This is a genomic window from Microcoleus sp. Pol7_B2 (assembly GCF_036701035.1).
Lineage (GTDB): Bacteria > Cyanobacteriota > Cyanobacteriia > Cyanobacteriales > Microcoleaceae > Microcoleus.
Window position 1 is genome coordinate 44,123 of the sequence record NZ_JAUBQB010000015.1, and the last position, 11,368, is coordinate 55,490.

Below are 11,368 nucleotides of genomic sequence, written 5' to 3' on the forward strand. Positions count from 1 at the left end.
CGTGCGTAAGTCCTAAAGATGTTGAAGAGAAATCACCCTGTAAATTAGATTGCGATAGCTTAGCAGTAACAAAAATTGAAATTATGTTAGTGGAAAAACTCGAACAATTAAAAGATATTTTCGCACAAATGGAACGGGCTTTAATTGCCTACTCCGGCGGAATTGACAGCACTTTGGTGGCAAAAATTGCTTTTGATGTGTTGGGCGATCGCGCTTTGGCAGTGACGGCAGTTTCGCCGTCTTTACTGCCAGAAGATTTAGAAGATGCGCGGATTCAAGCTGCAGAAATTGGCATTGCCCACGAGGAAGTAGAGACTCAGGAAATGGCAAATCCCAATTACACTTCTAACCCGGTTAACCGCTGCTATTTCTGCAAAAGCGAACTGCACGATACTTTGAAACCCCTAGCACTAGCAAAGGGTTATCCTTATGTGGTTGATGGGGTGAATGCTGACGATTTAAAGGATTATCGTCCCGGAATTCAGGCTGCGAAGGAACGCGGCGCCCGATCGCCTTTAGCCGAAGTAGGAATTACTAAGTTTGAAGTGCGGCAATTGGCAAAAGAATTGGGTTTGCCTTGGTGGGACAAACCGGCTCAACCTTGTTTGAGTTCGCGCTTTCCTTACGGCGAAGAAATCACCGTTGGAAAGTTGCAAAGAGTGGGGCGCGCTGAACGGTATTTGCGGCAGTTGGGACTGAAAAATTTGCGAGTGCGATCGGACGGAGATACGGCACGCATTGAGTTACCCGCAGAGGAGATTCAGGAGTTTGTGCTAAATACGGATTTGCCTGCATTGGTGGGGGTATTTCAGGAGTTTGGTTTTGTGTACGCGACTTTGGATTTGGAGGGGTTTCGCAGCGGCAAATTAAATCAGGTTTTGCAGCCGCAGTTGTTGCAGGCAAAAGGTTGATTAATTTTCCCGAATACAAAAATTTCTCATGATTGATGTAGTGTGGGAAATGGACAAAGGGGAACAATCTCAATCGAACCTTTACCTTTGATCTAGCAACTTATACCTTTCAAGGCTCGAATTTTTAGGATTACAGGACTTACGCACAAGTAACGTATTTCTGTCGCCCAGCGAACTCAGTGAAGCAATCTCAAAGTCTTGCTACACCCTCATAATGCGTAAGTCCTGATTAATTATCAACTTAGAATTTTGAATGCTGTGGAGGGAAACTCCCACAGCAGGTTTAGTTTTGAATTTTCAAGGGAAACCATCCGATCGATTTTTCCAAGAGTTTCATGGTTCAAATCCATCCTTGCTAAGCTTTTAGCCATTCCCCTTCACCTCACCGTCGCGATCGCACTTCCCAAAACCCAACTCTCTATCTCTATGGTCAAAATCTCACTCAAGTTGAACTCAAAACCCTAAGTTGGGCGAGATTTAACTTTTCGCCATGCAGCACTAATACCCGATTTACCTGGCACAATTTCTATAAGACTTTTTTTTCGCAGTCGCTTAAAAACATTTTTCATAACTTCACGTGAATCAATTCCAACTAATTCTCGACCAATGCGATTAGTAATGTCTTCGTGTTCTTCAAGGTAATCCATGACTGATCGCTCATACTCCGGATACATTTCATAACTTGAGATCGTATTTTCTGAATCTTCATCAAGAGTTCCAACTCTACGCCAAGCTGCATTTCTTTTTGCTCTTTTAGGAACAGCTTCAATAAGTCCGTTATCTCTTAATTTGTTAAAGGCCTGCTTGATAGTTGCTTCTGAACGAATTCCAGTTTCTTTTCTAGCAATTTTATTGGTTATTTCTTTGTGCTTCTCTAAATACGACATTATTTGTACTTCTATTGAAGCCAGAGGTTCGTGTTTAATGTATACAATTACAGAATTCTCAGTCTCTTTGATGTCAGGGGGTTGTAGTCTTAACTTAGCCATTGCCTGAAAAGCAGTATTGAGACCTTCTCCTACATCTTTATTAGGTGGATTGGGAAATTTGTTGATTATGCGAACAATAGCTCCATTCCTTGCATATTGTTCTTTCAGAATATTTTTTACTGTAACGTGACCCGGCAATTTTCCTGGATTTTCAATCTCAATTCTATTATCGAAAATACGGATGTGAGTATCACAAGCTATACTGTAATCTCTATGCAGTAAAGCATTTGTGACAATTTCATGAATAGTTTCTTCGGGATATTGGATATTTTCTAATCCTTGATTTCCAATTTTAGGTATTTTTTCAATAATTTCTATTGTTGTAGTTACAGTTTTCTGAACTTGTTTATACAAACAACCTTCGATGGTTATTGGGGAAAAATCAAGAGTGTCTCTTGTTCCTTCTGACTCTTTTGTTTTATATCTATAAATTTTAACGCCACAATGCTTGGGAAAAACAGCTTGAGGTTCATCTGCAAATAATAAAATTCCGGCAATAATTGGTTTGTTTTTTTGAATTAATTGTTGCTTTTTCAGCCATAACTCAGCTTCTGTAGTTGGAACTACAGCGTTAATAAATTCGCTCATGACTTCGGAATCTTTGATTACTTCAAGCTCTACATCAATAGTTTTTCTTTCAAATGATTCTATACCTTTATCGAGTTTTAATCTTTCTAAAGCTGCTTGAGTTGTAATAGGCAAAGTTTGTGCGGAACGTCTTAAATATGGAATACCGTCCGAAGCTTCCACTACTCCTCGTGATTTAAGAATAGTCACTTGCAAAACTAGACCCGGATGGCCTTCCGAGCTAAGAAATGTATATGAATAACCATCCCCAAGTGGGAAAAGTTGCTCAAAAATTTGTAAATGCCCGTTTGCGGATTCTTGATCGGCAAAACCTCTCCAATCTCTTGTTTTTGTATTGCCTAAAATCTTCTCACCAATTCCGATGTAAAGCTCTCCACCATCAGCATTAGCAAATCCAGAAATAAATTTACATAATTTTCCTGGTTTTACCTCTATCGCCTTGAAGTCGAGAAAATGACTTTCTGCCTTTTGAAGTATCTGATTTAATTGCTCTGAAGTGATTGGAACTACTTCAATTGACATATAGTTTAGTTGGTTACAGCTTAATAACTTTTAGGATGTTTGCCGTATATTTTGGATGTGCCATGTAATAGCAAGTCCGAGTTTAATACCCCCTTTATTTCTTAGTCCGCGTGGACTTAGTTTGAGTCTATGCGGCGGTTTCAACCGCCGATTCATAAAGAGGGTGGCTAACTTTCAACCCCCGAGTCTTATCAAGGAGTAGTTGGCTGAATTTGCTGTGGCTGCATTTGCTGCTGCTGATTCTCGAGCAGAAGTTGCTGCTCCTGGATTTGAATTTGCCGATTCTCAAGATCTATTTGCCGCTGTCTGTCTTCAAGCTGCAGTCTTCTGTCTTCAAGTTGCAGTCTTCTGTCTTCTGCTTGCTGCAATCTATCTTGACGTTGTTGCTCTCTTTCTAGCAACCGGTCTTCACGTTGCTCTTGTCTGTCTTGACGTTGTTCGCGAAGCTGTCTGAGCTGATTTCGCCGATCGAAATCCCCTCCCAAAAATAAGTTTTGAAAAGCGTTGATAGTTGCTTGAAACCCAGTAAAAACGCTGCTAACAGTGTTAACCCCAGTTGCTACTCCTGTTATTGGCTGCAAGAAACTGTTGATATTATCTGCTACCCTAGCATAGCCCGATCGCGCTACCAGAATCACATCGTTGTTGCGGAGAGTGGGGTTATTATTAGGATTCAACCCTTGAGCAAAATCCACCTCGATCGTGCGGCGAGAAACAGTACCGTTGGGGTTCAATCGCAATAGTTCTACCTTGTCTTTTTTGGCCCGCAATTGATTGAAACTGCCGGCCGTCAGTAAAGCTTGGTGCAGGGATGTACTAGGCCGCACCTGCAAAGCCCCAGGCCTAATTACTTCTCCTACAATATTGATGCTAATCGCGTTCGGAGAAAAACTGCTATTTGCCACTTGAGAAACTTCAGCTAAGTCTACAGTAGCTGCTGTCGGGATAATTACGCTATCTCCTTCTTGCAGCAAGATATCTTGAGTTGCGTCGCCTTTTTGCAGTAAATCCCACAGATTTACCATGATAGTTTGTTCATTGCCGCCTCTGACTCGGCGGCGGATTTGCACGCGGCGAATGTCAGCTTCTGTAGTGATACCACCAGCAATTTTCAGTGCTCTAGTTATTGTTGGTAAGCCCACAACTGCTCCTTGCTGTTGGTCGATAGATACAAAACTCAACTCTGTTTGTTGGTTGCTCGATCGCACATCCGAAGCAAATACAGTATAAGGCCCCGGCCGGTTTACTTCCCCGACAATTACTACCCCAATTGGTTTAGTAATATCAGCGGAAAAATTAGCACTGGCTCTTTGACGGACTTCTTGAGTATTGAGAGCACTTGCTGTCGGTACAAAAATTGTATCTCCATCTCGAATGGTAACGTCTTGACGCAAATTTCCCGTGTCTAAAAAATCCTGCAAATCAACAGTAGTAACTTGAGCCGGCCCGCCTCTGCGGGGACGGCGAATTTGGACATTTCGCATATCTCCTGCTGATGTCACCCCTTGTGCAAGTTGCAGCATTTCCATCAAAGTCGGGAATTTTACTCCTCCTCCGGTTCCTTCTCTAGTGGGATTAATCTTGTAGGAACCCGGGCGAGTAACTTCACCGGCAAGACCTATATTTAGGGGGCGAGCGGCGACCAGAGTCACGGTAACAACGGGAACATTGATGAAGGGTTCGTATCGCTGGGTAATCACGTTAGCAGCTTGTTGCAGGGTCAACCCTTGAATTGAGACGCTGCGAATGATTGGCAAATTGAGCGTCCCGTCAACTAACACTTGATATTCTCTGCTGAATTCAGGGACGCCGAATATCTCTAAAGCAATGCGATCGCCCGGGCCTAAAGTATAAGCTGCTTCTTGCGTCAGCGAACCAAGATTGCCGCTCGGTGGCAAACTCGAACCCGGAGGTGGCGGCGGCGGTACTCTCGGTTGGTTTGGGTTCCTAGCGGGCGCAGGATTTCTGACGGCAGGCAACTGAGCTATAGTGGGCAGCGAACTCAATAGCACCAGGAGTGCTGACAAACTCAGACTTGTAGCGGTTTGAACGGTATGTTTCATCTTTCTTCCCTGGTTGCAGCCTGCCAATGAACGAGAGCAATTTAGCTAGTTGATTTTAGTTTATTTTCCCTGCTGTCCAGTGTAGCCTCGCTTCGCTGCAAAATCCACAGGTGGAAGCATAAAAATTGTGCTATCGCACTTAACTATTTTGCACCTTGTTTGTAAAGAAACTGTAAAGCCTGCCAACTGTTCTCAGGATTAGGCTCTCGTTTGAGCAAAATTTTTCCTACATAACTCGCGATACAAATCAACCCACCAAAGAAAGGGGATAGGAAAAAACTACCCTGATTTGAGGTAAAATGTTAAATAATTCTATCTGCAGGACAAAGACAAGTGTCACTAAAATTGGATAAAGTAATTCCCTGGGGACGCTGCTTGGATGAATACATAGGAATGTTTAGCTTGACATCAAGTGACCTCAAACTAGCAATTATAGATTGTGCGGGCGGCCCGGCGAGTTTCAATGCCGAAATGACTCGCCAAGGTAAAAAGGTAATTTCTTGCGATCCAGTGTATCAGTTTACTGCGGTAGAAATTGGCGATCGCATCCAAGAAACATATCAAACTGTGATTGACGGTGTTAAAGCCAATTTAGACGGCTACCTGTGGAATAATTTTGAATCGCCATACCAGCTAGGCGAAGTGCGAATGAAGGCGATGCAGGAATTTTTAGAAGATTTTCCCTCAGGCTTGCAGCAAGGCCGATATATTAATGCTGAGCTGCCAGTTTTGCCTTTCGAGAACCGTCAATTCGATTTAGCTTTGTGCAGCCATTTCTTATTTGCTTATTCTCACCTGCTTTCCGAAGAATTTCATCTGGAAGCTATTACAGAAATGTGTCGGGTTGCGAAGGAAGTCCGGGTATTCCCTCTATTGCAGAGTTTTAGCGGGGAGGAATCCGATCACTTAAATCCGACGATCGCAGAATTGAAAAAGAGAAGTTTTAGTGTAGAAATTCAAGAGGCTCCTTATGAGTTTCAAAAAGGCGGGAATAAGATGCTGCGAGTTAGCAAAAAAAGCTCTGCCTAAAAGTTAGCATAACTTATTGTGCTGTTATGGAAACCAAATAACAGCCGTTAATTCGCCAACTATTATCAAACTGTTTTTCCATGAGATAAATGGCTCGGATTGGAATGCCTTCCGAGTCCAGCAACAGCACCGGCTGAGCGGGAATTCCTTCAACAGTGGCGAGGTCTTCAAATAATACCGAGCGCGGACGGTAGACAGCTTCATAGGCAATTTTTACCATGTGCATAAAGTTTTCTGCTGTGCGAAACTGCTGCTGAATTCCGGGACTGGCGAAGGCAAAAGCCCCAGCAGCATCGTCTTTTTGAAATGCTTGCAGTTGCTGTTCTACGACTGAGCGAATGGAAGCGCGATCGCTATCAGTAATGTGCATAATTAATTTTGATAAGAAAGTGCTGTTAGGGCTGGGCGCGTCCAAATTACTGAGGGCCTGGCAATTCGCGATCGAACCCTAGACTATTTGCCCATTGCTTAACCCGATCGTGCCCAATGCCCGTCTTGTTTGTCTGGTAATCTTGCAAGGCTGCGAGACTTTGGGCGATCTTTTGTTCTTCGCTGAGCGGTTGAAACTCCTTGGCTGTTTCAATTTCTCCAGTAATTCTAATCAAAAACCGCAGAGCTTCATTTACTGCTTCAGAATCGGGAAACATCTCTGCAACATCCGGTTCTAAACGAATATTTACACCACCAAAGGTCTTTCCTCCAGATCCTACCCTTCTTACACGCAACTTCCTCAAATTATATTCCGACCGAAGATCATCGTCCATCCCTGTTTCATCCTTCTTCATAAACTTCTCGCTCCACTCTTGTTACTTTTCTGGCGCTAATTATAGGAATAAAATCTGCTCTTTCTGTATACGATACTATCAATAAATTACATTGCGAGGACTCTCGAACAATAATATAGCGAGCTTCTTCATCAGACCGATCCGGAGCTTAGAAATCGATGTAGAGGGGATCGTCAAAAACCGTTCTGGCTTCCTCAAATGAGAACCCATGCTTGGGCAAATTTACCGCAGCCTTGTTTTCATCCCACTCGAATTTCATAAAGATCCCAAATCAGCATCTTTGATATAATCAAACATCAAGAAGCAAAACCCAAACCAACTCATGCCACAAACAGTCTGGATCGCACGACACGGAAACCGCATCGACTTCGTTAACCCCGACTGGTTTCTCACCGCAGAACGCCGCTACGATCCCCACCTTTCTGAAGACGGTCACATTCAAGCCCAACAACTCGCCAATCGCCTCAAAGGTGAAGGAATTTCTCATATTTTTGCTTCTCCTTTTCTGCGAACTGTCCAAACAGCAAATCACGCGGCCGAAGCTCTCGATTTGTCAATTAAACTAGAGTGGGGACTGTGCGAATGGCTGAATCCGGAATGGATGACAGAAATGCCGGAAACTGAGTCCGTCGAAGCTTTGTGCAGGCGTTTTCCCAGGATTGATGCTTCTTACAAAGGCGGTATTGCTAATTATCCCGAAACTGGGGAAGCTTGTCTTAAAAGGGCGGGGGAAACTGCTAAACGCCTCGCGGCAGAGTTTCCCGAAGATATGTTATTAGTAGGTCACGGTGCGTCGGTTTTAGGAACTGCGATCGGGCTGGCGGGCGGTGCGGAAACGGAAATTAATGCTTTTCTGTGCTGTTTGGTAAAAGTGGTACGGGGTGAGGGAGAATGGTCGATCGCACTTAATGGCGATACTTCTCACCTGACTGACTCTGAAACCGTGATCCGGTTTAATTAAAGTTGAGATTAGTGCGAAAAATCGCATTTTATGCTATGTGTGTAAGGTGCGCCGAGGTGTACCCTAAGTTAATCTGATTTGTCGGAATCTAGGTGTTATTGTTTGATCTCGATCGCACATTTTAAATCGAAAATCTTAAATAGGTATGGCTGGACACAGTAAGTGGGCGAATATTAAACGCCAAAAAGCTAGAGTTGATGCCGTTAAAGGCAAAGTTTTTGCTCGAATATCTCGCGAAATTATTGTCGCGGCCCGCAGCGGAGTTCCCGATCCCGCTGGGAATTTTCAACTGCGGACGGCTATAGAAAAAGCGAAGGCGGCGAGTATTCCTAATGAAAACATAGAAAGGGCGATCGCCAAAGGTGCCGGCTTGGCGGGGGGGAGTTCGGATTTAGAAGCTATTCGCTACGAAGGTTACGGCGTTGGCGGGGTTGCTATTCTAATTGAAGCGCTGACAGACAATCGCAACCGCACAGCGGCTGACTTGCGAGAAGCTTTTACTAAAAATGGCGGCAACCTGGGCGAAACTGGTTGTGTGGGCTGGATGTTTGACCACAAAGGAGTTTGTACGGTACGCGGCCCGATTGATGAGGAACAATTGTTTGAAGCGTCGCTAGAGGCGGCTGCGGAATCTTATGATTTGATATTAATTGATGAGGATACTGAAGGGGCAGAGGTATTTACAAGTGTGGCTAATTTGGAACAACTGGCTGATGTTTTGAAACAAAAAAGCTTTGCAGTTTTGCAGTCGGAAAATCGCTGGATTCCGAGCAATACAGTGGAAATAGATACTCCTGAAAAAGCTCGCTCGCTCCTTAAGTTAATGGATGCACTGGAAGATTTGGACGACGTGCAAAGTGTGACGGCTAATTTTGAAATGACAGATGAATTGATGTCTTTGAGTATGGTGTAACGCTCTAAATCACCAGATTTTTGCCATCCGCAAGACAAATCCCGGTAACTCTGGATCTGCGCTGACTGTTTCAGGATTATCTAAGATTTCAGGTTCGCGAGCGGGACGGTAGATGTAGACTTTTCTATTTTTGCGATCGAGCAAAAAGCCGAGCGATACACCATTGTCAATATATTCTTGCATCTTGTTTTGCAATCCCTTGAGAGTGTCACTAGCAGACCGCAATTCAATCACAAAGTCTGGACAAATCGGTGCGAATGAGGCTTTTTGTTCTTCAGTTAAGGCATTCCAGCGCTCTAGTTTAATCCATGAGGCATCGGGGGAGCGGGTTGCTCCATTCGGCAAGGTAAAGCCTGCACTGGAGTCAAACGTTTCACCTGTGCCATCTTGTTCTGCCCAGTTCCCCAATTGTAGGGCAATCTTACCGTTTCGATTCCCTGTATCTGAAAAGGCGGGTGACATAATGATAACTTCCCCACTGGCTGTACGCTCAATTCTCAAATCGCGATTAACTAGACAGAATTCATAAAACTGTTCAACAGTCATCGATTGGAGCGCAGGGAAATTGACCGTCAGTGGGACGCTTTCGGTTTGAATTAGCAGCGTCGTCATGGTTTTTCCTCAGTTGGTGCAGGGGTGATAGAATAGCTGGAGCTTACACTATTTTAGCTTGGCGATCGCAAGTCTTAGTCGATCGCGGATTCGGAGGCTTGTATCCGTTTTTGGGTTAGGTCAATAATCTTTTTTCCCAGTCAGCAAATAAGTAACCATGTATCCTTTGCCCTTAACTTGAATAGCGCCACGCTTCTGAAAAGTATATTTATCTTTTAATAACTCGTAGGTTTCGGCGGTGACTTGAATGCAGCCAGTAATCCCGTGGGATTCCATGCGCGAAGCAATATTTACTGTGTCGCCCCAGAGGTCGTAAATAAACTTTTTTAAGCCGATAACGCCGGCAACGACAGGGCCACTGCTAATCCCGATCCGAATGCTGAAAGGTTCCGAATGTTCTAAACTCAGGAGCCTAATTTCGTGCAGCATATCGATCGCCATGTTCGCAACCGCCTCGGCGTGATCCTCTCTGGCCGTAGGCAAACCGCCGACAACCATGTAAGCGTCACCAATAGTCTTAATTTTCTCCAAACCGTGGCGATCGGCCAAGTGGTCAAAAGCCGAAAAAATATCGTTGAGAACTTCCACCACTGCCGTCGCTGAAATTCTCGACGAAAGTTCTGTAAACCCCACAATGTCGGCAAACATCACAGTTACTTCCGCAAAACTTTCGGCGATATTGTGTTCATTGTCCTTCAAACGCAGGGCGATCGCTGCCGGCAAAACGTTTAGCAGCAGTTGCTCGGATTTAGCTTGTTCGAGTTCCAACTGTAGGTAAGCAGCCTGCAACTGTTCAGCTTGGCGAATTCTTTCTCCGGCTAGCTTTTCGATTTGCGCGGTGCGACTCAAAGATGTCAGCATATATGTCACCGGAATCAGAGTCCACAGCATCCCCATCGTCAGAGTTCCCCAAGAGCGCCAGTGCTTGCGAAGCCTGCGAATTTCCGGCGTTGCCGACACGTACATAGACCACTGGCGGCCGCTAATTTTCAGCCGCCTTCTGCAAGCTGTATAGTTCGGGCCTGGATTGTCAAGAATCGGGCAGTTTTGCAGGAGAGAGGGTTTCGCAGTGGCTGATGCTGGAAGCACTTGTTGGCTGGCGGATTGGAACTGCACCGCAAATTGCTGAATTCGCCTCTCAGCAAGGAGATTTTTGAGAACCGGGTTCCCCGTTTGCGGTAACAGCGACCCTGCTTCTTGCTTGTCTGGAGCCTCGCTAACGAGATAAATATTTAGGTAGTCGGTATTGCGTCCTTTTAAAGAGGTTTGGAAAATATCTTTACCTCGAAATACGCCCAGAACAAATCCTTGTAGCAGTTGGCGACGGGATTCCAGGGTAGTCGGTTTACTGCTGTTTTCGTAAATCGGAACTATAGCCAAAAGACCCTGTTCCGGGGAATTGCCCTGAGTTAAGCCGATGTAGTTGGTGACAATCATTTCTCCTGTATCGCGCCCTCGATCGAGCGCGAGGCGGATTTCTGGGTGGGAGGCGAGGTCAAAGCCTAATACTGTCTCGTTTCCGGCTGGTGGTTCGACGTAGAAAGCCGGGAAGTATTCTGAACGCTGGAGAGCCTTGCGGAGTTCTCCTCGCGGGCCGCGCTCTGTAATCTCGAAGCTGGGCTCTGTTTCGGTTCTAGCTTTGGTTTCGTAGTTGCGCCGCTCGGAATTGGGAACGCGGGGGGCCCAAGCCAGAAGTTGCAGGCTGGGGTGGACGGATAGGGGACGGGCGACAAACCGAGCAAAAGAGGAACGCTCGACGGCGCTGAAGGCTTTCATGTAGTCGCTGAGGGCGAGAACAGTATCTAAGTCGGAGTTGACCTGGCGTTCGATGCCGATCGAAATATCGTCAATGCGGCGGTGCATTTCGTAGTCGCGGCGCTTGTCTTCCCAGTCCCAAACCAAGGCGAATGTCAAAACCGACAGTCCGACACCCAAAGCCAGCGTCAACCCGGCTGGAATGTAGCGAGACCAGGATAAAGGTAGTTTTTTCAGCAT

At 45.2% G+C, this 11,368-nt stretch carries 10 protein-coding genes and 1 pseudogene; 4 read left to right on the forward strand and 7 right to left on the reverse strand.

Annotated features, from left to right (window positions below):
• The first annotated feature begins 83 nt into the window (after positions 1–83).
• The gene (gene larE / locus QUA57_RS08645; RefSeq protein WP_333060315.1) at positions 84–911 is read left to right on the forward strand and encodes an ATP-dependent sacrificial sulfur transferase LarE; all 828 of its coding nucleotides are present in this window, start codon (positions 84–86) and stop codon (positions 909–911) included.
• A 461-nt stretch (positions 912–1,372) separates the two neighbouring features.
• Here larE and QUA57_RS08650 read toward each other — a convergent pair whose 3' ends face one another.
• Positions 1,373–3,010, reverse strand: a complete 1,638-nt coding sequence (locus QUA57_RS08650; RefSeq protein ID WP_333060316.1) for an ATP-binding protein — start codon at positions 3,008–3,010, stop codon at positions 1,373–1,375.
• 191 nt (positions 3,011–3,201) lie between these two features.
• Positions 3,202–5,073, reverse strand: coding sequence for a polysaccharide biosynthesis/export family protein (locus QUA57_RS08655; RefSeq protein ID WP_333060317.1), 1,872 nt, complete (start codon positions 5,071–5,073; stop codon positions 3,202–3,204).
• Between the two features lie 333 nt (positions 5,074–5,406).
• On the opposite strand from QUA57_RS08655, the gene QUA57_RS08660 reads away from it, so the two are divergent.
• Positions 5,407–6,102: a class I SAM-dependent methyltransferase gene (locus QUA57_RS08660; protein ID WP_333060318.1), complete on the forward strand. Its 696-nt coding sequence runs from the start codon at positions 5,407–5,409 to the stop codon at positions 6,100–6,102.
• A 13-nt stretch (positions 6,103–6,115) separates the two neighbouring features.
• Here the strand turns inward: QUA57_RS08660 and QUA57_RS08665 are convergent, their stop codons facing one another.
• From QUA57_RS08665 to QUA57_RS08675, 3 genes and pseudogenes are all read right to left on the reverse strand, one after another.
• Entirely contained in the window at positions 6,116–6,472 is a 357-nt protein-coding gene (locus QUA57_RS08665) for a DUF4864 domain-containing protein (protein ID WP_333060319.1), read from the reverse strand.
• A 46-nt stretch (positions 6,473–6,518) separates the two neighbouring features.
• Positions 6,519–6,887 carry a hypothetical protein gene (locus QUA57_RS08670; protein ID WP_333060320.1) on the reverse strand — a complete coding sequence of 123 codons (369 nt, stop codon included), beginning with the start codon at positions 6,885–6,887 and terminating at the stop codon, positions 6,519–6,521.
• Positions 6,874–7,146: pseudogene (locus QUA57_RS08675) on the reverse strand (BrnT family toxin). The gene QUA57_RS08670 and the pseudogene QUA57_RS08675 overlap by 14 nt, the downstream one beginning before the upstream one ends.
• 63 nt (positions 7,147–7,209) lie before the next feature.
• On the opposite strand from QUA57_RS08675, the gene QUA57_RS08680 reads away from it, so the two are divergent.
• Together QUA57_RS08680 and QUA57_RS08685 are read left to right on the forward strand one after the other, a co-directional pair.
• Entirely contained in the window at positions 7,210–7,848 is a 639-nt protein-coding gene (locus QUA57_RS08680) for a histidine phosphatase family protein (RefSeq protein WP_333060321.1), read from the forward strand.
• Between the two features lie 145 nt (positions 7,849–7,993).
• Positions 7,994–8,761: a YebC/PmpR family DNA-binding transcriptional regulator gene (locus tag QUA57_RS08685; protein WP_333060322.1), complete on the forward strand. Its 768-nt coding sequence runs from the start codon at positions 7,994–7,996 to the stop codon at positions 8,759–8,761.
• A gap of 9 nt (positions 8,762–8,770) precedes the next feature.
• Here QUA57_RS08685 and QUA57_RS08690 read toward each other — a convergent pair whose 3' ends face one another.
• Positions 8,771–9,373 (reverse strand): Uma2 family endonuclease, encoded by a 603-nt coding sequence (locus QUA57_RS08690; protein WP_333060323.1) that lies wholly within the window; start codon positions 9,371–9,373, stop codon positions 8,771–8,773.
• A gap of 120 nt (positions 9,374–9,493) precedes the next feature.
• Entirely contained in the window at positions 9,494–11,368 is a 1,875-nt protein-coding gene (locus QUA57_RS08695) for an adenylate/guanylate cyclase domain-containing protein (RefSeq protein WP_333060324.1), read from the reverse strand.

Bases quoted from the DNA above. Each gene is read 5' to 3' on its own strand.
- larE (WP_333060315.1), top strand. From the start codon at position 84: ATGTTAGTGGAAAAACTCGAACAATTAAAAGATATTTTCGCACAAATG.
- QUA57_RS08650 (WP_333060316.1), bottom strand. From the start codon at position 3,010: ATGTCAATTGAAGTAGTTCCAATCACTTCAGAGCAATTAAATCAGATA.
- QUA57_RS08655 (WP_333060317.1), bottom strand. From the start codon at position 5,073: ATGAAACATACCGTTCAAACCGCTACAAGTCTGAGTTTGTCAGCACTC.
- QUA57_RS08665 (WP_333060319.1), bottom strand. From the start codon at position 6,472: ATGCACATTACTGATAGCGATCGCGCTTCCATTCGCTCAGTCGTAGAA.
- QUA57_RS08670 (WP_333060320.1), bottom strand. From the start codon at position 6,887: ATGAAGAAGGATGAAACAGGGATGGACGATGATCTTCGGTCGGAATAT.
- QUA57_RS08680 (WP_333060321.1), top strand. From the start codon at position 7,210: ATGCCACAAACAGTCTGGATCGCACGACACGGAAACCGCATCGACTTC.
- QUA57_RS08685 (WP_333060322.1), top strand. From the start codon at position 7,994: ATGGCTGGACACAGTAAGTGGGCGAATATTAAACGCCAAAAAGCTAGA.
- QUA57_RS08690 (WP_333060323.1), bottom strand. From the start codon at position 9,373: ATGACGACGCTGCTAATTCAAACCGAAAGCGTCCCACTGACGGTCAAT.
- QUA57_RS08695 (WP_333060324.1), bottom strand. From the start codon at position 11,368: ATGCTGAAAAAACTACCTTTATCCTGGTCTCGCTACATTCCAGCCGGG.